The sequence below is a fragment of the Chenggangzhangella methanolivorans genome (genome assembly GCF_042648545.1).
In the GTDB taxonomy this organism is placed as follows: domain Bacteria; phylum Pseudomonadota; class Alphaproteobacteria; order Rhizobiales; family Methylopilaceae; genus Methylopila; species Methylopila methanolivorans.
This window is the reverse complement of the sequence record NZ_JBHRXS010000003.1, coordinates 325283-344408: the sequence shown is the minus strand read 5'-3', so window position 1 is coordinate 344408 and position 19126 is coordinate 325283. Positions and strand designations below refer to the sequence as shown.

The window sequence follows — 19126 nt, the reverse complement described above, 5'->3', positions numbered from 1 at the left end:
TTGTCGGGGAGACGGTGCAAGCATAGCGCGGAAATAAATCCGCGCCAGAGACTTGACTAAAACGCCCCGTTCAACCGGACATTGACCGTGGCGGAAGGGTTAACGGCCGCCGTCACAGCAACGCCGATGTAGGTGTTGCCGGAGGCGGTCTTGCTGACGAGCTTCGCCGTGGAGTCGTAATAGACTTTGTCGCCCGCGTTGATCGCCAGCGCGGAGACCTTCGGCAGGTCGAAGACACCAACGGTGACGAGGTCGAGGTCGGCCCCGGTCTCCGCATCGCCAGCGGCCACGCCATACAGCGCGCCGACCACCACGAGGTCGCCGGAGGCGACGACGGCGGGGCTGGGGATCGTGATGTTCTCGCCCTTCTGGACGTGGTTACGCATGGTCGAGCCCTTTCGAGGTTCTGAAGGTGAAAGCGTTGCGGGTGCGGCCGGTTATGGCCGCGATCTCGCGGTCCAGCGCGACCATGGCGCGGGCAAGTTCGGCGTCGGACCGGAACTCAATCTCTTCGCCGTTCTGGTCCCGGACCCGGCGCGCGCCGGAGTACCGGGCCTCTTCCATGTCCCGCCGGGCGCACTGGAGCCGCTTCAGTCGGTCGGCGGCGGACTGTTCGTCGGGTACGTTCACGGCCCCGGGTTCCGGACCGCGCCGCGCCAGTCGAGCGCGCCCGCGCCGAAGTCGAGCACGACCCGGAACTCGCGGCTGAGCACTTCCCAGCCCTCGCGCTCGGACATCTGCGGCCCGGGAGCCGACGACAGGTAGCTGTATTCGAGGATCGGCGCAGAGGCCGGGTCGGCGAACACGAACCACGAGCCGTCCGTGATCCTCGGCTCGACCAAGAGCGCGAGCTTCTGGCTGAAGGGATTCACGTCGGCGGTCGTGGCCGCGTAGATCGACGCGAGCACCTTTTCGGCCTGCGTCTCCAACTCGGGACCGACCACGAGATAGCGGGGCGTGACCGCGATGCGGGTCTTGCCATCGAGTCCGATCTGGTTCCGCATGGCGAGCCGGGCGTCGGACAGCGCCTCGACACTCAGCGCCGCCCCCGTCAGAAGGTTGCCGTGGTCGGCATGGAAGAGCCGCTGCGCGTCGCCCATGACGGGACCCGCGCCGTTGGACTGCGACAGCAGCCCCCACAGAAGCGCAGCTTCGGTCTGAGCGGCGGCCTGCCCGGCGGCCGTCGCCCAATCATTGAACGCCCCGAGGTCGTCATTGATGAGCGCCTTGCGGCTGATCGTGAACAGCGCGCCGTAGGTGTCGAGCGCGTAGCTCTCGACGGCTTCCGAGCGGGAGACGTGCTTGATCTCCCCGGACTCGCTTACCTTCTGAAGCGCGCCGATTTCCCCGAGGCGGAGCGCCGAGCCGGTGCGGAAGTCCACACGCGAGCCCTGCCGCGCAAGCGTCTTTAGGACCGACGCGGCAGCCGTGTAGGACGCCAGCAGCGTCCGGCGGCCCGCGCCCGTGAGAAGCTGCGGGAAGTCGGTCGTGGTGTGGAGCGCGGCGCGAAACAGCGCGTCCGGGTCCATGCCGACCGTCGAGACGCCGCGCGCCTCCAGCGAGGCCCGGGCGAAGTCCCGGAGCGAATAGCCCAGGAACGGCCGGGCGGCCTCCGCACGGGCGTCGTCGAGCGCCACGCCGGAGCGGACGCTAAGGGCGTCTTCCATCGCCCGGCGCTGGATCGCGGGATCGGCCTCGGGCGCGGCCGTGCGGATGCGAGGCGTCTGGCGCGAGCGCCGACGAATTTCCTCGCGCTCCGCGCCGTATTTCTGTTCGAGGAAGGCGGCGAAGTCGAAGCTGGCCGGATCGAAGCCGTCGCGGAGGCTCACATTGTAAGCGCCATCGGCGCGTTGCGTGACAACCAGCGGGGACTCGATGTTCTCGCGCTCGACAGTTTCGGTCTCGTTCTCGGGCTCCATGGCCTTGCTCCTAAGCTCGCTGCGGGATCAGCGGCCACAGGGACCGCGCTGACTTCAAAGACCGCCCAAGACACGGCGGTACGGATGCGGTGGCCGCTCTCGACGCTCTCGCGCCATGAGGCGACCCGGTAGCCGACAGAGACGCCGCGAAGCGTGCCTTCCCGGATGCGGGTGACGGCCGGGGCGGCGTCGTCTGCGGTCGAGAGGCGGAGGACCGCCACAAGGCGGCCGGGCTCGTGCCGAAGCGCTTGCACGACGCCGATCACGTCACGGCTTCCGCCCTGCCGGTGGCCGTCCAAGAGCGGCGCGCCGACAAGGTTCGCTGTGTCCAACCCGGTCGGGGATAGCGCTCGACGAACGCGCCGCGCGCGTCGCGCCGCTGCACGTCCGCGAAGGCCGTGATCGTCGCCTCGACGGTCATGGCGTCTGCGTCGAACGTGGACGGGCCGAACGAGCCGCGACGGACGATCAGCGGTGCGGCCTCCGCCGGGATTCGCCGGAGGATCGTCCGCTTAGCCGCCACGGGCTCGTCACGCTCGGGACGGACCCAGACGGGATTATTGCGCTTCCCAGCAGCGCCGGTCGCGATCCTGCCGCTAGGCATCGGCGGTCTCCTTCTCTGGCTGAGGCTCGGGCGCGCCGAACGTCAGCCCGAGCGAAACTTCGCGCTCGCGGTCGGCGGCGATCTCCCGGTCAAGCTCTTCGACGCTCCAGCCGCGTTCAGCGACCTTCTGGCGACGGCTCGCGAGGCCCGCACTGATCTCGGCAACGTCGGCCTCAATCGCTTTCTGAGGATCGACTTGCGCCCATGCGGGTGGAAGCCATTCGGCGGTCGCGTCGGGCACGCCAGTGAGAAGCTGAACGCGGCCCCAAAGGGGGCGGAGAAGCTGAGGGACCAGCACGCCGTACTGGACTTGCTCGACGCGGGCACGGAACGGGATGAGGCCTGCCCGGAGGCTCGAATAATTCGCGCCGCTAAGGTCGCCGTCGAGCATATGGCTCGGCAGGCCAAGCCCGGCCGCGAGGCCCCGAAGGGAGTGCTTCACGAACTCTGCGGTCTGCTGAGCGGCCTGCGGAGAGTTGAACCGAATATCGAAGCCATTCGGGAGCCGCCGGACCGTGCCGGGCTCAAGCGAGACGTCCGCGAGGTCGCCGTCGAAGGGTTCACCCGCGCCGTTCTGGTCCACGAGGAAGGCGGCGTGCATCGCCGCGACCTTGGCGCCGACCAAGAGCGCGTCGGTCAACTGGTCCAGTTCGTTTGCCGGGAGGATGATCGGCGCGAGCCACGAGACGCCGCGCACCTGCCCCGGGGCGATCGGAGCCATGACGTGCAGCACGTCGGCGGCGTCTACGCGGACCGGCGGCGCGTAGTTCGCGAACATCTGGGTCGGTCGATGGGGCAGCACCCAATACGCGACGCGGCGGCCGGAGGCGTCGAACTCGACGCCCTGCACGATGTAGCCGCCCCCGTAGAGGTCGCGGGTCATCGACTCGTCCACCTGTTCGGCGGGGATGACGAGCGCGCGGAAGCCGTTGTCTTCAGCCCGCATCAGGACGAACGACTCGCCGTCCTCAACAAGCGCCCGGGCGATGACGGCCTGAAGGCCCCAGAAGTCCGTGCGGCCATCCGCGTCAGCGTCGAGTGCCCATATGTCGAAGGCGGCGACGGCTTCCGCGCTCTCGCTTGTGGGGCGGATGCCGGAGCCGACCAAGGCCGTGGTCCAGTTCGCGACCGCGTTGCTGAGCCACTGGTTGTTCCGGGTGAGATAACGAGCGCGGCTGCGGACCATATACGCCGCAGCGCCGACCTCCGGGTTGATCGCCCCGAATGTCCCCACGCCGCCCATGCGCCGACCGCCCGCAGCGCCGTCGAAGCGGCGGACCGCGTTTGGGGCGGCGGGACGGATCAGGTTCGCCAGAGCGCTGCGGGCGCGGTCGAGCATCACGCCTCCAGCAAAGGGCGCACGAGGGCCGTCGCGGGAAGGCGGATCGTGGCGATCGTCTGCAGCGCTTCGCGCGTCCGCCATCTCAGGTTGCCGTCGTCGCCGATATTGCCTTCGGCGACCTCAACGCCATCGGCATGCGGCCCACGCCCCGACATCGGGTCTTCCTCGGGACGCTCGGGCTGATCTGCGCGTTCGAACGCAGCCATGATCGTCCGTTCGCCGGTTTCGAGACCGCGCAGGATGATGATGACGAAATCCCACGCTGGGGCCTTTCGATCGGCGGCGTCGCGAAGGCAGGCGTCCAAGGCGCGAGGCGGATAGCAGCCGTTGATGATCGGCAATCCGAGAGACGCTTCGGCCGCGCGATCCCAGAACGAGTCGATCGCCCTCAGGGTCGTCGCGTCGAGCCCGGCGTCTATGACGGCAAGCTGAATCCGGGCCTTGGCGGCCTCCCGAAGGTCTAGCAGCGAGTCGCGCCGCCCGCCCTTGGTCGTGGTGGCTTCAATGAGACGCTGATTCAGCAGGTTCTTGGCCTGCCGGTGAAAAAGCCGCTGCTGATCCTCAGAGGCCTTGAAGCTCTTGGCGACCGTCTCGGCAAGGTCGGTCAGGGTGAAAAGGGCGTCTGGCATCAGGGGGCCTCCGAAGGATGGCCGACGCTATCGAATGGACATTAGTCAGTCAATGTCTAACATGATGATGCGGCTCGGGGTTGTCCTGCCTCCCGCCGTGTCTCCGGAAGCCCGGCCGTGCTTAACTCCTCTTGGCGTCACGGTCGGGCTTTTTCGTAAGGGAGAGACCGATGAACGACAGAATCGAGCACGTGCGCTACGAGGCGCGCCAGATGTTGGCGGAGGGGCGCGACTTAGGCTTCCCGCTCGCGCTTACCTATTTGGCGATCCAATTGATGATGCGAAAAGAGGGCCTTCCGGTTCCCCGGGACATTCTCGCATTTACCTTCGAGGGGAAGATCAGTGATGCACAGGTGACGAACTGGCAGTCGCCTGTGGGAGGCTAGTCGCACCCGCTTACGTTGCGCTTCCGGTCATGCGATACCTCGACTTGGGAGGACGCTATGGACACAAACGATTTGATTCTATGGGGCATAGCCCTGATCGTTTCGATCATTTTCGCGATTGCAGGCATTAAGGCATATCGCAAATATCATCGTCAGGATCAGAAGGTTGGCTCTGGTGGAATTGGTATCCAGTCGGGACGAGATACCAAGATCAATGATCGGTGATAAGCAAGATCAGCACGCCGAAGAGGGCGCTGTAGCCATTCAAGCGAAGGGCGATGTAACTTATAATCAAGGTTTGTCGATCTCTCAAATGGGAGAGGTCATGGATTTTGTTGCGAAACAAGTTCAAAACTTCACGGCCGATGCAAGAAATACAGTCGATAGCCGGCTGTCTGATTTTAAAAAATCAATCCTTGAGGAATTTGCTAGCAATAGCGAAGCAAAGTCAGAAGCTTTTGCTGATCCTGATTTTCAGCATTCGCTCTTGGAGGCCCAGACCTCTTTTGCCCGATCCGGAGATGCAAATCTTCAAGAGGTCCTTGTAGACCTTATCGTTCAAAGATCTAAGCAAACGGTCAGGGATAGACTAACACTTACGCTTAACGATGCTATTGAGAAAGCAAAATCTCTTACAGACGAAGATTTTTCTGCGCTAAGCTTGGCATTTATATTCAAGAATATGCAAAATAACGGCATCAATGATGTTGATGGTATTGTTGATTATTTAAGGCAATTTGCGGTCCCAATCTACGGATTGGTTTCGAAGAACAATAATGCGTATCATTATCTAGAGTCTCACGGCTGCGTGGTGCTTGGAAATGCAGTAATAACGTTCAAGAGCGTCTTAGAGATATTGCAAATCAGATATCCGGGCATCGTAACAAATGGCCTGACTAATGAAGAGATTCTTAGTCTATTTCCGAATAACCAGCCAACCATAGGTGGCTTTATAGTTCCCTCTCCGTTCGATCCGAGCCGATTTGTATTTGCGTTGGGCGGAAGTGAAACTTTGAAGCAAGTTTTTGCACAAACAGGTTTGGGTCCTGAAGTAGCAGAAGGTTACATTGGGCTGTGCAAAGCAAATGCTCCTTCAGTAGATAAATTTGCCGACGTGTTGAGGGCGAAACTTTCTGAGATAGATGGCATCATCGATGCATATAATGGCACTCCAGTAAAGGACTTGCGCCTAACATCGACAGGCGTTGCACTTGCTCATGCAAATCTTACAAAGAAAACCGGCTTGAGTGCTGACCTATCAATTTGGATAAACTAACGACTTAGCCACTCCGAACGTACCACAATTGGCTTCTTTGGCGGCGCTGCGGGGCTTGCGACCTCTGCTTCGCGCTGGTCGAGGTTCTTACTCACGAGCGCGCGCACGGCCATGGCGTAAATAACGCAGTCGAGGCTTTCCGCCCGGCGGCCCGGGATGCGCTCCCATAGACGGACGGGCGCGCCGCGCACATAGCGAACGAGAAGGCGCTCGCTCGCCAGTTCTTCGTAGAACCGTCCCTCCAGCCGGTCGCTGAAGCGGACGCTCTTCCCCCGGCTCAGCCGCGTCGCAAGCTGAGCCTTCAGACCGTCCACGCCGACGATGAAGAGCCGCGAGCCCTTGGTGTCGCTGGCGCGGATCGAGGGCCGGTTGCCGGTCGCTCCTTTCAAAGCGTGTACACGGAACGCCCTGCGAGCCCGGCAATAGGCCATGACGCGATCCATGGTCTCTCCGTCGCCCGCGTCCACTCCGGCCGCGTCCACGCGTAGGAAGCCGCCCCGGGGGTGCTTCCATGTCGTGCGGAGGGCTTCGTCCAGTTCCGACCAAACGTCGTCGCCCGCCGGATCGCCCCAGATGACGGACTGCCCGAGCACGAAGATGTCCTCGCGGCCCCAGCCGAGGAAGACGATCTCCAGCCGATCGCGCTGCACGTCGACTCCGGCCGTCACCACGAGCACGTCGGCGGGCATGGCGTCGGGGAGCCCGAACGGTTCCGCCCGGGCCGCGAGCGCGGCTTCGTCGATCTCTTCGGCGGCCTCACGCCAGCCTTGGGCGAGGATCGTGTTGACGAACACCTGAAGCGTGTCGGGCGACCGCTTGGCCTCGACGAACTCCGCCGCGAGCTTGCCCCACGAGGCGTTAGCGAGCGTCGAGACGAGCGCGTTGAGCCGGAAGCCCGCATGCCCCTCGACGTGCGGCGCGCTCGCGCGCCAGCGGCCCGCTTCGACCATGGCGGCCTTTCGCCGTTCCTCGACGACGGACCCGCACTCGGGACAGACGTAGTGCGCCCGGTGCGGTTCCCCCTCGGGCCACTGGATGTCCGCCCAAGTGATTTCGTGACAGTGGCCGCACTCCGGGCACGGCACTTCAAACACCCGCCGATCGGACCGGGCATAGGACCGGAGCACGTTGCTCGTAGCCTCCAGCGTCGGCGTCGAGCCCAAAATGATCTTGCGGTTTGCGAAGCTGAGCGTCCGCCGCTCCGCGAGGGTGATGGGCGACCCCTCCGCGCCGGGCTCCATGGCGTCGGCTTCGTCGATCAACAGGACGCGAACGTTATGGCGGCGGAGGTTTCTCGGGGATTTGGCCGCGACGATCTTAAGCGAGCCGCCCGCGAAGCGACGGCTCAGCAGCGTGTTGCGGCCCGTCTCGTCAGCCTCCGCCGACAGCAGCCCCCGCAGCGCGGGCGTGGCGTCGAATATCGGCTCTAGGTCGCTCACGACGTAGTCGCGGCAGTCGGCTTCGGTCGGCAGCAGCGCGAGGATAGGGCTCGGCTCGTTCGCCACGTAGCTCGCGAGCGCGCCCGTCAGCAGCGTCGTGAAGCCGACACGGACGGACTTCACGAGCGTCACCCGCTCAATCTCGGGGTCCGCGATGGCGTCGGCGATGTCGCGCTGATACGGCCACAGGGACACGCGGCCCGGAAGCGCTGAGACGCCTTCGGGAAGGCGCATCTCGCCTTCGATCCACTCGCTCAGGCGGAGCCGGGGCGGCGGGATCAGCGCCCGCAGCGCGCGGCGGCGGGTCTCAAGCGTTGTCACGCGCGGCCTCCCCAAGTGCGTCGCGGATTTCCCGGTCGAGCGTCGCGATGTCGTGCGGCGTCAGATGCCCGAGCCGCTGAGCGACGCGGCTCGGCAGCGCCAGCATCGCGGCCCGCACGTCGCGGAGGATCGCCGCCCATTCGCGTTCGACTTCGGCGGCCGGTAGCAGTTCGCGGCGCGCGACGGCGTTCGCGGTAGCGAGCTTGTCGGCGGTCTCGGTCTGCACCCGGAGCTTGGCCCGGTCGAGGTCGGCGGCCACAGGGCGCTTCGCCGTCCGGGTCAGTTCGGCGACGTAAGCGGCGACGCTGGCGCGGGTGTCGAAGCGGTTGCGCCCGAGACGGACGAAGACGCCCCGGTCGGCAAGCTCACGGCCTCGATTGTTGCTGACGCCCACGAGCGCTGTCAGCTCCGCCGCCGTGGTTTCGGCAGGGATCGCGTTATTCTCAGGGGTAATTTCACCCACAAGCGCGAGGGCGTCGGGGTCCAGCCCCCACGGGTTACTCACGGCAAAACTCCGATTCCGATTTCAGTTCTGCTCCACAGGGGTAAAGGTCGGGGCTCGGCGGCCCCGCGACGGCCATCCCCCCAGAGGGACCCGAGGCCATGCCCCTCCGCGCGCGATCCCCTCCCCCTGAGGGTAGGAGACCCGCCCCACCCCAAGGGGCGGGGGTCTCCCCCTTTAGGGGGAGCGTGTGTCGCACACCCCCGTTGCGACGGGTTGCGACACCGTTGCAACGTACCCTGAGCGCGTTGCGACATGCCCACAGCGCGTCGCGACGGCCCCCAGAGCGTTGCGACACCGTTGCGACGTACGGATTCCTACCCACGGTTCGCCCTCACTAAATGACTGCGCTCGCTTCCGGCGCGCCCATGCAGCCCCGTGGTGATCGTCCCGTCTTTGAACAGAGCGTGCATGGCCGCCTCTAGCGCGCCTTTGGTGCATCCCTCAGCCTCGGGGTGCGCCGCGAACACCTTCGGCGCATAGGTGTTTGATGGACTCGGGGAGACGTACCGCCCCGGCTGAGCGGACCAGAGGTCGAGTAGCTTGAGGAACACCCGCCTCGCCTTCTCTGCGACCGTCTCGCTGTCGCTGAAGATTTCTGAGGCCACGAACACACCTGCATGCCAGTGCAGGGCGATCTGTCCGCCGGACGGACCATAGTTGGCCTTCATGGTCCCCAGCGTGCGGGCGTCCGGGTTCGCCTCTGTGCCGTCGCCATTCCTCACCCTCGTCAGGTAGAGGCGTGACCGCACGGTGTTGCTCCAACCCACGCTGCCCGCTGAGCCGATACCGCTGGCCATGCCCGCCACGCTGGGGTGCGCAAGCACGAACACCACGCACTTGTGGCGCACGGCGAGCCGACGCATGAGGCCGATGAATCGCGTCGCGAGCGCCTTGGCGTTTTCGTCCCCGTCGTGGAAGTGCGCGAGCGTGTCGAGGACCACGACGGACGGCTTCCGGCGGCCCATCTCTCTGTCGAGGCGTTCATACGCCGCCGTGGGCACCAGCCCTTTCTTGGGGTCGAGCGAGGCCAGCAACGGGTCTTCAAACTCACCATCCTCGCGGATCGTCGAATGGGCGTAGAGACGGCGGCAGAGGTCCGCGACCGTGGTCCCGTGATGCGTGGCGATGTCCACGACGCGCCGATGCACTTCGTCCCTGTCGTCTTCGGCGGTGAAGAACAGCGCGACGCCGGGGCGGTCGATCGCCCGGCCGATCCATGGCGAGCCGTTCGCAACGGCGGCGGCCAATTGCAGGGCTAAGAGCGATTTGCCGGTCGCGCCGTCGCCGTAGAGAAGCGTTACTTGCCGATTGGGGATGAGGTCTTTGATGAGCCATTCCCGTTCGGGCGCGGTCTCGCCCCAATCCGCCACCGACTCGAAGAAGCCGCCGCCGGCCTTTCCGACGATATCGTCTACGGCCTCCTGCCACGCGGCGTCCTCCCGCTCTTCCTCCGCGAGGTCGTCGAACAGACCGAACATGCGCTCTAGGTCGCGCCAGCCCTCAGCCTCCGCGAGGTTCAAGATGTGGCGGCCGGTGACGACGCGGCCCGTAGAGCGGCGGAACGAGTCCCATGCCGCGCGGGTCTTCTCCGCGTCGTAGCCGGGCCACTGGCGGGACCAGTCGTCGAGCACGGCGAAGCCCTCGTCAGCGCCGCTCGTCTCGAAGTTCACGGCCGCGACGATCTTCAGCCACCAATCGCGGTCGGCGTGCTCGGGGCGGCTCCCATCGTTTGGGACGGCGAAAAGCGCGGAGCGCAGGACGTGCAGCGGGCGGCCCCACTTCTCCGCGTGGTCGTGCGCGCCGGGCGCGTCGGTTTCGGCCTTGGTCCATGCCGTGCGCGGGAGGTCGTCGGCTTCATCGATCCAGCGACGGCCCTCGACAAGGTAGGTCGTGAGCTTGCCGGTGTGACCGATGAAGTACGACCGCGAGGGCTCGCGAGAGCCCTTGTCGAGCGCGCCGCCAAAGAGCCCGTTCGCCTGCTCCGCCAGCGCCTCATAGGCGGCCCGATCGTGCGGCCGGGACAGCGGGAAGACGCCGCGCCAGCGGTAGCCCCGGCCGGGCTCACCGTTGGTCGGCGAGGTCAGGACAAGGGCGTTGAGCCCGGCCGCGTTGATCGCCGCGCGGGCCGCGCCGATGGCGATCGTGCCGCCGTCGTAGTCCACGACGACCGCCGCGACGGCCATCACGTTCGCGTCGTGACGCAGCGAGCCCTTGTCGCTCAGCACGTCGCCGAAGGCTGCGCCGTTGAATAAGGGCAGGCGCTTCTTCGTCTTCCGCCGCGTGCCCTTGGCCCTAGCGGCAAGCTCACGGAGAGACAGTTCCTCGACATGCATCGTCGCGCCGGAGAGGTCGGGAATAATGGTGAAGGGGAAACGCCGGTCGAGCGGCGAAACCGTTGAGGAGTCAGCGTCAGCGCGGTAGGTATTGGCGGACATCTGCGGGGCCTATCCCGTGGGTGTGGATCGTGCGGCTGCGAACCGCGCGGCGAAGTGATTGAGGGCCGTCCCGTTGGTCGCGGGGCGGCCCTTTTCGCGTCATGGAGGGTAGGAGTTTCGGCCTCGCGACGTCAGCGCTAAAAGCCAATTTCGCAATACATTACGCCGTACATTTCGCGGGACGTATGTTATATAAGTTATTGTATTTAAATGATATTTTATTTTACCCACAGGGGCGCAGCGGACGCTCCCTCCGCCACGCGACCCGACGACCCTTCCATCCACGCCCAATGCGCGCGCCGGCCTGCGCAGGGCCGTTGATCGGGCTCGCGCGCCATCGAGCCGCCGCCGCCGCGATAGGCCGTTACGGCGCTCCGCCCGAGACCGCCTTGGCGAGGCCGACGAGCCGCACGAAGCCGGCGCGATAGCCCCACGGGTCGGCGCCCTTCGCGCCGGCGGCGAGCGCCGCGATCTCGTCCCAGCCCATCGTCTCAACCTGCCGCTCGCGGCGCAGCTTCTGGCCGAAGGCCGCGACCGCCGCCGAAAAGCGCGCGTCGTCCGAGGCGCCGGCGAGCGTCGGCGCGGACTCGGCGGTGCGGATGGGCTCGACGATCTCGCGGCTCGTGTCCGCGTCCGGCAGCTTGTAGCGGATCTTCACGGCGCCGAATTCGGCGTCGCCGGCGGCAGGGGCGGGCTCGGCCGCGGGCCTGGCGTAGCGCAGCTCGTCGGTCATGCGCGCGCGGCTCTGCGGCGGGGTGATTTCGTAGAGCGCCGTCACCGAGGCGCCCGAGCCGATCTCCCCGGCGTCCACGCGGTCGTCCTTGAAGTCCTCGCGCTTCAGCATCCGGGTCTCGTAGCCGATGAGACGATACTCGGCGACCTGAGCCGGATTGAACTCGACCTGGATCTTCACGTCCTTGGCGATCGGGAACAGCGCGGCGCCCGCCTCCTCGACCAGCGTCTTCTGGGCCTCTTCCAGCTCGTCGATATAGGCCGCGGTCCCGTTGCCGTTCTGGGCGAGGCGCTGCATCAGCGCGTCGTTGTAGTCGCCCTGCCCGAAGCCGAGCACCGACAGGAAGACGCCGGATTTCCGCTCGTCCTCGATCATGCGGGTGAGCGCGTCCGGATCCGACTCCCCGACGTTGAAGTCGCCGTCGGTGGCGAGCATCACGCGGTTCACGCCGTCCTTGTCGAAGTTCTTCCTGGCGAGCCGGTACGCCTCGGCGATGCCGGCCGCGCCTGCGGTCGAGCCGCCGGCCTCCATCCTGTCGATCGCCGCGGCGATGGCGGCCTTGTCGGACGCCCTGGTCGGCTCCAGCGCGACGCCGGCCGCGCCCGCATAGGTGACGATCGCCACATGATCGTCGGGCCCGAGCTTCGTCAGAAGGAGCTTCAAGCTGGCTTTCAGCAGCGGCAGCTTGTCGGGCGCGTTCATCGAGCCCGAGACGTCGACGAGGAAGACAAGGTTGGCCTTCGGGCGCGCGACCGCGACCTTGTCGAACCCTTTGATCCCGATGCGCACCAGCTTTGTGTCGGCGTTCCATGGCGTCGGAAAGGTCGAGACGGTCGGCCGGAACGGCGTGGCGGCGTCGACGGGCGCCGGGTCGGCGTAGGGGAAGTAGTTGATCAGCTCCTCGATCCGCACCTGATCGGGCGAGGGGGCGCGGCCCTGCCTCAGCGATCGGCGCACCCAGGCGTAGGAGGCGGTGTCGGCGTCGATCGAGAAGGTCGAGACCGGCTCCTGCGCGGTCACCTTCAGGCCGTTCGCCGCCGTGGACTCGAAGCGGTCGCGGTTCTCGGGCGCCCCGACGACGACGTCCGGGCCGCGATAGGCGTCCGCGAGCCCCGCCATGGGGGCGGACGGCGGCGGCGGGGGCGCGACGGCGCGGCGCTCAAGCCGCGCCCCGGAAGGCGCCACGGGTTTGGGGGCGCTCTCAAGCTTGGCCGCGACCTCGGGCTCGGGCGAGGCCTCCTGCACGGGTCGGGGCGCCGCCGCGTCCTGCCGCAGATCCGGCGCTTGGCGACGCGCCTGTTCGACGAACAGCGCGCCGCCGATCGGCGCGACGATGAGACAGGCGGCGACGCCGCCGATGGCGAGACGATTCTGCATCACGATCCTCCAGAGCCCCGATGGGCTTGCGAGGCTGTGACGCCGGTCGTGGGCCGATCCTTTGAGGGCGTCGGCGCGTTTTTTCGCCTGCGCCTCTTCGAAGGCAGCGCCAGCCGCGGAGAGCGCGTCGGCGCGCGCGGCTTCGGACGCCGGGGGGACGTCGCGGCGAAGCCCTGAGAGACGCTGGTCGAGATCGCGGTCTGTCATGCGCCTTTCCTCGATAGCGCGGACTTGAGGCGGCGGCGCGCCGAAAACAGCCGCCAGGACACGGTCGCCTCGGCGCAGCCGAGCGCCTGCGCGGCTTGCGCGTGAGTGAGGCCCTCGACATGGACCAGCAGCACCGCGTCGCGCTGCGGCTCGGGCAAAGCGTCGACCGCGGCCCAGAGCTCGTCGGTCATGTCGTCGCCGGGCGCTTCGTCCTGATCGAGACGGGCGAGCGCGAGCGCCTCCCGTTCGATCGCGCCGCGTCGCGCCTCCGCCCGTCCGCGGTCTCGCGCGGCGTTGAGCGCGATGCCGAAAGCCCAGGTGGAGAAGGCCGAGCGTCCCTCGAAGCGGTCGAGGCTCCGGGCGATCCGGATCAGGGTCTCCTGCGCGACGTCCTCGGCGTCCGTCGCGTCTCCGCAGCGGCGCCACGCGAAGCGGCGGATCGGCTCGTAGTGCCGAGCCGCCAGCGCCTCGAAGGCGCGCGCGTCTCCGCGCCGCGCCCGGTCCACGAGCGCGGCGTCGTCCAGGGCCCCGAGGCCGAACTCCTCCGATCCGTCTGACATTCGCCTGATAAGACGTTCGATCCGGAGAGAACCTTTGCGCCGTCTCAGAAAAAAGTGGAGCGGCCGTCGATCAGGCCGCTTCCGTCTCGCGCAGGTCGATGCGGGGCGCTGCGACGAGCGAACCGTCGGGGCAGGGCAGGATGTCCATCGGCGCGCCGAAAATCCGTTCGAGCTGCTCGCCGGTCATCAGATCGGAGGGCGCGCCGCGGGCGATCAGCCGGCCGCGCTGCAGCGCCACGAGCTCGTCGCAGAACCGCGCCGCCATGTTGACGTCGTGCAGCACCACGATCACCCCGAGGCCGTGCGAGCGCGTCAGCCGCCGCGTCAGCGCCAGAACCTCGATCTGGTGGGCGACGTCGAGCGCCGACGTCGGCTCGTCGAGCAGCATCCAGCGCGTGCCCTGCGCGACCAGCATCGCGAGCCAGACGCGCTGGCGCTCGCCGCCCGACAGCTCCTCGACCATCCGCTCGGCGAACCCTTCGGTGTCGGTCAGGCGCATGGCGTCCTCGACCGCTTTCCGGTCGACCTCGCCGAAGCGGCCGAGCGCGCCGTGCCAGGGATAACGGCCGAGCGACACGAGCTCCTTCACCGTCAGGCCGGTGGCGGCCGCCGGCGTCTGCGGCAGGTAGCCGACGCGGCGCGCGAAGTCGCGGGTGCGCCAGCGCTCGATCGGCTCGCCGCCGTAGCGGATCGCGCCGCCGCTCGCCGGCTGCTGGCGCGCGAGGAGCTTGATCAGCGTCGACTTGCCGGAGCCGTTGTGGCCGATGAGGCCGATCATGCGCGCCGGCTCGAGGGTGAGCGTCAGCGGCGAGAGCAGCGCACGGCCTTCGACCGTGAAGGCGGCCTCGGAGAGGTCGAAGCTCTCGGCTCCCGCCGGTGAGGCGGCGCTGTCGTGGGTCATCCTGCGTCCCATGGCTCTGCGCGAACGCGTCGCGCGCCCCATCCAGAGCCATATTGCGGCGCCGCGCACAAGTGCGCGCGGACGGGATGATCAATCGATCCGTTGTTTTGAATGGTTCCAAGAAAGCAACGGAACGCCGAAGACAGTGTAAGATCGAGGCAGATCGACGGGTGTCTTATGTTTTCTTCATAGATCTGCTTGAAGTCGCGCCGACGCGCGGGCTTTCTCCAAACGACCGGGCGCCGGCGACCGCGATCGCCCGGCCTGGACAATTGATCTTCGCGCCCCGTCGGCCGGCGTCTTCAGAACGCCACCCGGTCTCCGCCCTTCAACGCCAGCATCGCGCGCGCCTCGTCGGGCGTCGCGACCTCGAAGCCGAGCCCCTCGATGATGGCGCGGACGATCCGCACCTGCTCGGCGTTCGACTCGGCGAACTTGCCGGGGCCGGCCCAGAGGCTGTCCTCCAGCCCGACGCGGACGTTCGCGCCCATCGCCGCCGCCATGGTGGCGACCGGAATCTGGTTTCGCCCAGCGCCCAGCACCGACCAGCGGTAGCTGTCGCCGAACAGCCGGTCGGCGGTGCGCTTCATGTGCATCACGTCCTCCGGATGCGCGCCGATTCCGCCCTGCAGGCCGAACACGGTCTGGATGAAGAGCGGCGCCGCCACCATGCCGCGGTCAAAGAAGTGCTTGAGATTGTAGAGATGCGCGGTGTCGTAGCACTCGAACTCGAAACGCGTCTCGTTGCCCGCGCAGGTCGTCAGAACATGCTCGATCTGGCCGAACGTGTTGCGGAAGATGATGTCCTTGTTGGAGAGGTAGGTCTTCTCCCACTCGTGTTCCAGCTGGTCGCCGAAGCGGTCGAGCATGCCGAACAGGCCGAAGTTCATCGAGCCGAGATTGAGCGAGGCGACTTCCGGCGCGAAGGTCGCGGCGGGGCGCACGCGCTCCTCGATCGGCATTGTGGGCGCGCCGCCGGTGGTGAGGTTGATCACCACGTTGGAGCGCTGCTTGATCACCGGCAGGAACTTGGCGAAGGCCTCCGGCGACTGGTCGGGCTCGCCGGTCTCGGGGTTGCGGGCGTGGAGGTGGACGATCGCCGCGCCCGCCTCCGCCGCGCCGATCGCGGCCTCGGCGATCTCCTGCGGCGTCACCGGCAGGTGAGGGGACATCGAGGGCGTGTGGATCGCCCCCGTCACCGCGCAGGTGATGATGACTTTGCGCTTGGTCGCCATTGTTTTTCTCCTTCTTTAGGCCGCGCGGGCTTCGTCGCCGCGGCGCAGGCCGAGCGCGATGAGGGCTGCGAGGAACAAGAGGCCCGACATCGCCACGATCCCCCAGGTGGCCGCGCCGGTGCTTTGCTCGATGACGCCCATCACGGTCGGGCCGATGAAGCCGCCCATCAGCCCGCAGGTGTTGGTGAAGGCGATGCCGGCGGCGAGCCGCGCGCCCGAAAGCCGCGAGGACGGGTAGGTGAAGATGAGCGCCTGCACGACGAAGAACATCGAAGCCGCGATGCTGAAGCCCACCAGCGAGTAGGCCGGGCCGCCATTGGACGCGATCGCCATGCCGACCGCCATCACGAGCACGCCGGCGATCAGCAGCGCCTTCGAACGCTTGGCGTCGAGCGAGACGCGCAGCACGAAGATCGCGCCGAGCGTCGCGGCGATCCAGGGCAGCGAGTTCAGGAAGCCGACCGTGATCGGCCCCATGGTTCCCCACCGGCCGATGATGCCGGGCAGGAAGAACGTCATCGTGTAGACCGAGATCTGGTGGCAGAAATAGACGCCGATCGCGAGCAGGCTCTGGACGCCGAGCAGCGCCTTCCAGATCGACTCGCCGGTCTCGGGCGCGCTCGCCTCCGCCGCGCGCGCTTCGACAGCGCGGGCCTCCTCCGGCGTGAGCCACTTGGCGTCCGAAGGGCGGTCGGGAAGCTTCTTCCAGATGACGACGGCGAGCACGAGCGCGGGAATCGCCTCGATCACGAACAGCCACTGCCATCCGTGGAAGCCCCAGATCCCGTCCATCGCCAATAGCGCGCCGCCGAGCGGTCCGCCGATGACGTTGGCGAAGCAGACGCCGAGCAGGAACAGGCCCGTGGCCCGCGCCCGGTCCTCGGCCCCGAACCAGTAGGTGAGATAGAGCATCACGCCGGGGAAGAAGCCGGCCTCGGTGATGCCGAGCAGCACGCGCATCACGTAGAACGAGGTCGGCCCCTGCACGAGCGCCATGCCGGCCGAGACGATCCCCCAGCTCACCATGATCCGGGTGATCCAGAACCGCGCGCCGACGCGGTGCATGATGAGGTTCGAGGGCACCTCGAACAGCGCGTAGGTGAGGAAGAACAGGCCCGCGCCGAAGCCGTAGGCCGCCGCCGTGAGGCCGATGTCGACCTCGAGATGGGTCTTGGCGAGCGCGACGTTGGTGCGGTCGATGAAGGCGATCACATAGGCGATCACCAAGAGCGGCATCAGCTTGCGGATGATGAGCGCGGTGGTGGCCTTCTGGTCCCGCGGGACCGCGCCAGCCGCGACGGTCGAGGCCGCCGCTCCGTCGATGCTCGCCATTGGTCGTTCTCCCAAAAGTCTGGCCGCGGCGTCCGGCTCCAGGCCGGCGCCGTCTTGTCGGTTTTGGTCAGAGGTACTGGACGTCGCCGTCCACGCTGATCGCCTGGCCGGTGACGTTGCGCCCGGCGGGCGAGCACAGGAACAGCGCCATGGCGGCGACGTCCTGCGCCGTCACCATGCGGCCGAGCGAGATCTTCCTGAGATACTCCTCGCGCATCTCGGGCTCGGGGACGCCGGTCTGTTCGGCGCGCGCGCGGATCACCCCGTCCATGCGCGGGCCCTCGACGATGCCCGGAAGCAGCGCGTTGACGCGCACGTCGTCGGGCCCGAGCTCGATCGCGAGCGACTTCATCATGCCGACGATCGCCCATTTGGTCGCCGCGTAAGGCGTGCGCCAGGCGTAGCCGAGCCTCCCTGCGACCGACGAGATGCAGATGATGCGCGCCTCGTCCGAGCGCTTCAGCAGCGGGACGGCGCGGCTCGCGAAGCGGTGCTGGGCGTTGAGGTTGACGTCGATGGTGCGCGTCCACGTCGCTTCGTCGATGGCGTCGACGCCGGCGGTGGGGCCTGCGACGCCGGCGTTGTTCACCAGCACGTCGAGAGCGCCGAAGCGCTCCGCATGGGCGGCGAACACCGCGTCGACGTCGGATGCGCTGGCGACGTCGGCCTTGGTGGCGAGCGCGTCCGGAAAGCGGGCGCGGAAGGCTGCGAGCGCGTCGTCGCTTGCGTCGCAGACATGGATTTCGGCGCGGGCCTCCACGAAGGCCTCGGCGATCGCAGCGCCGATGCCCGCGGCGCCGCCGGAAATCAGAACCTTGAGGCCCGGACGCGGGACCAGCGTGTCGATGACGCCCATGGCGCGTCTCTCCCTGATGTTTTTCTGGACGTCTGTGCGTCCGTTTTGTGATTTGTGATCACAAAATCAAGGGGAGTCAAGGCAGCGGAAGAGCAGGGATCGGCGGAGGCGAAGCGCGCGGGGCGTGATGGAGGCGGGCTCTTTTCTCCGCCGTCGTCGTGCCGGCCGAAGAGCGGGATCCATGAACAGGAACGCTCCGAGAGATCGGTGACGTCGACGTCGATTGATCCCGGGATCAGGCTCAGGAGGACGGGTGTGGTTCCGCCGTTCACAACCTCAACGCTTGACGAAACGTCAGATGTGATCACGTTTTATCGTTCCGCAACGATCCCCCGGATCTCATGACAGCCGTCTTGCCGACCTTCGACCCCGTGGCGCGCACCACTGTCACCGAACAGGTCTACCGGCGCCTGCGCGACGGCCTGATGAGCGGCCGCTTCGCGCCGGGCCAGAAGCTCGCCATCCGCGGGCTCGCGGCCGCGCTCGGGTCGAGCCCGATGCCGATCCGCGAGGCGTTGCACCGGCTTCAGGCCGAGGGCGCGATCGAGATCACGCCGACGGGGCGCATTCGCGTCGCCTCGCTCGATCCGGTCCAGTTGCGCGAGGTGCGCGACACGCGGATGGCGCTCGAGGGCATGCTGGCCGAGCGCGCCGCCGCCGCCGCGACCGCGGCCGACCGCCTCGAGATCGACGCGCTGTTCGACGCCATGCAGAGATCGGTCGAGGCCGGCGACCGCTCTGGCTATCTCGAGGCGAACTTCGCCTTTCACCGTCGCATCTATGTGGTGGCCGACGCCGCCATCACGCTCCGGATCGTCGAGAGCCTCTGGCTGCTGATGGGGCCGTGCTTCTACCTGCTGACGCCCGAGCGCGCCCATCTCCACCGCTCGATGGCCGCCCATCGCGACATCCGCGAGGCGATGCGCAACGGCGACGGACCAGCCGCGCGGGCGGCGGTGTGCGACGACATTCTCCAGGCGGCGGGTTCGCTCGCGCGCCTCCTCGTGGCGCGCGCGGAGGGGTGAGCGACGGCGCGACTGGCGGAGCGCCAGTCGCGCCGTGAAGGCCG

20 protein-coding genes are annotated in these 19126 nt (G+C 67.1%); 4 read left to right on the top strand and 16 right to left on the bottom strand.

Annotation, left to right across the window (positions count from 1 at the left end):
• Positions 1-56 precede the first annotated feature (56 nt).
• The 7 genes from ACFOWB_RS01960 to ACFOWB_RS01930 form a co-directional block, all read right to left on the bottom strand.
• Complete coding sequence (locus ACFOWB_RS01960) at positions 57-386, bottom strand: DUF2190 family protein (RefSeq protein ID WP_261401567.1); 330 nt, start codon at positions 384-386, stop codon at positions 57-59.
• Positions 379-630 carry a phage head-tail joining protein gene (locus ACFOWB_RS01955; RefSeq protein ID WP_261401568.1) on the bottom strand — a complete coding sequence of 84 codons (252 nt, stop codon included), beginning with the start codon at positions 628-630 and terminating at the stop codon, positions 379-381. The genes ACFOWB_RS01960 and ACFOWB_RS01955 overlap by 8 nt, the downstream gene beginning before the upstream one ends.
• Positions 627-1919, bottom strand: coding sequence for a Mu-like prophage major head subunit gpT family protein (locus tag ACFOWB_RS01950; protein ID WP_261401569.1), 1293 nt, complete (start codon positions 1917-1919; stop codon positions 627-629). Before ACFOWB_RS01950 ends, ACFOWB_RS01955 begins: the two co-directional genes overlap by 4 nt.
• Positions 1826-2140, bottom strand: coding sequence for an HK97 family phage prohead protease (locus tag ACFOWB_RS01945; RefSeq protein WP_261405768.1), 315 nt, complete (start codon positions 2138-2140; stop codon positions 1826-1828). The genes ACFOWB_RS01950 and ACFOWB_RS01945 overlap by 94 nt, the downstream gene beginning before the upstream one ends.
• A 41-nt stretch (positions 2141-2181) precedes the next feature.
• Positions 2182-2340 carry a hypothetical protein gene (locus ACFOWB_RS01940; protein WP_378145378.1) on the bottom strand — a complete coding sequence of 53 codons (159 nt, stop codon included), beginning with the start codon at positions 2338-2340 and terminating at the stop codon, positions 2182-2184.
• A 175-nt stretch (positions 2341-2515) separates the two neighbouring features.
• A complete protein-coding gene (locus ACFOWB_RS01935; RefSeq protein WP_261401571.1) occupies positions 2516-3862 on the bottom strand; it encodes a phage portal protein in 1347 nt (448 codons plus the stop codon).
• Positions 3862-4494, bottom strand: coding sequence for a hypothetical protein (locus tag ACFOWB_RS01930; protein ID WP_261401572.1), 633 nt, complete (start codon positions 4492-4494; stop codon positions 3862-3864). The genes ACFOWB_RS01935 and ACFOWB_RS01930 overlap by 1 nt, the downstream gene beginning before the upstream one ends.
• Positions 4495-4664: 170 nt before the next feature.
• Here ACFOWB_RS01930 and ACFOWB_RS01925 point away from each other — a divergent pair, with 170 nt between their 5' ends.
• The 3 genes from ACFOWB_RS01925 to ACFOWB_RS01915 are packed head-to-tail and all read left to right on the top strand — an operon-like array spanning position 4665 to position 6156.
• Positions 4665-4880: a hypothetical protein gene (locus ACFOWB_RS01925; RefSeq protein ID WP_261401573.1), complete on the top strand. Its 216-nt coding sequence runs from the start codon at positions 4665-4667 to the stop codon at positions 4878-4880.
• A gap of 57 nt (positions 4881-4937) precedes the next feature.
• On the top strand, positions 4938-5105 hold the full coding sequence (locus ACFOWB_RS01920) for a hypothetical protein (RefSeq protein WP_261401574.1): 168 nt from the start codon (positions 4938-4940) through the stop codon (positions 5103-5105).
• Positions 5095-6156 carry an LPO_1073/Vpar_1526 family protein gene (locus tag ACFOWB_RS01915; RefSeq protein WP_261401575.1) on the top strand — a complete coding sequence of 354 codons (1062 nt, stop codon included), beginning with the start codon at positions 5095-5097 and terminating at the stop codon, positions 6154-6156. Before ACFOWB_RS01920 ends, ACFOWB_RS01915 begins: the two co-directional genes overlap by 11 nt.
• On the opposite strand, the gene ACFOWB_RS01910 is transcribed toward ACFOWB_RS01915, so the two are convergent.
• From ACFOWB_RS01910 to ACFOWB_RS01870, 9 genes are all read right to left on the bottom strand, one after another.
• Positions 6153-7916 carry a phage terminase large subunit family protein gene (locus ACFOWB_RS01910; RefSeq protein ID WP_378145374.1) on the bottom strand — a complete coding sequence of 588 codons (1764 nt, stop codon included), beginning with the start codon at positions 7914-7916 and terminating at the stop codon, positions 6153-6155. The genes ACFOWB_RS01915 and ACFOWB_RS01910 overlap by 4 nt on opposite strands.
• On the bottom strand, positions 7903-8421 hold the full coding sequence (locus ACFOWB_RS01905) for a hypothetical protein (protein WP_378145372.1): 519 nt from the start codon (positions 8419-8421) through the stop codon (positions 7903-7905). Before ACFOWB_RS01905 ends, ACFOWB_RS01910 begins: the two co-directional genes overlap by 14 nt.
• A gap of 314 nt (positions 8422-8735) precedes the next feature.
• On the bottom strand, positions 8736-10856 hold the full coding sequence (locus tag ACFOWB_RS01900) for an AAA family ATPase (protein WP_378145370.1): 2121 nt from the start codon (positions 10854-10856) through the stop codon (positions 8736-8738).
• A 364-nt stretch (positions 10857-11220) separates the two neighbouring features.
• Complete coding sequence (locus ACFOWB_RS01895; RefSeq protein WP_378145368.1) at positions 11221-13173, bottom strand: vWA domain-containing protein; 1953 nt, start codon at positions 13171-13173, stop codon at positions 11221-11223.
• Complete coding sequence (locus ACFOWB_RS01890; RefSeq protein ID WP_378145366.1) at positions 13170-13733, bottom strand: RNA polymerase sigma factor; 564 nt, start codon at positions 13731-13733, stop codon at positions 13170-13172. The genes ACFOWB_RS01895 and ACFOWB_RS01890 overlap by 4 nt, the downstream gene beginning before the upstream one ends.
• Before the next feature lie 70 nt (positions 13734-13803).
• Complete coding sequence (locus tag ACFOWB_RS01885) at positions 13804-14634, bottom strand: ATP-binding cassette domain-containing protein (RefSeq protein WP_261401577.1); 831 nt, start codon at positions 14632-14634, stop codon at positions 13804-13806.
• 302 nt (positions 14635-14936) lie between these two features.
• Positions 14937-15869 carry a BKACE family enzyme gene (locus ACFOWB_RS01880; RefSeq protein ID WP_378145364.1) on the bottom strand — a complete coding sequence of 311 codons (933 nt, stop codon included), beginning with the start codon at positions 15867-15869 and terminating at the stop codon, positions 14937-14939.
• Positions 15870-15884: 15 nt separating this feature from the next.
• On the bottom strand, positions 15885-17201 hold the full coding sequence (locus tag ACFOWB_RS01875; protein ID WP_261401578.1) for an MFS transporter: 1317 nt from the start codon (positions 17199-17201) through the stop codon (positions 15885-15887).
• A 67-nt stretch (positions 17202-17268) separates the two neighbouring features.
• Positions 17269-18057 (bottom strand): SDR family oxidoreductase, encoded by a 789-nt coding sequence (locus ACFOWB_RS01870; protein WP_261401579.1) that lies wholly within the window; start codon positions 18055-18057, stop codon positions 17269-17271.
• Positions 18058-18398: 341 nt separating this feature from the next.
• Between ACFOWB_RS01870 and ACFOWB_RS01865 the strand changes: the two genes are divergently transcribed.
• Complete coding sequence (locus tag ACFOWB_RS01865; protein ID WP_261401580.1) at positions 18399-19082, top strand: GntR family transcriptional regulator; 684 nt, start codon at positions 18399-18401, stop codon at positions 19080-19082.
• The last annotated feature ends 44 nt before the right edge of the window (positions 19083-19126 follow it).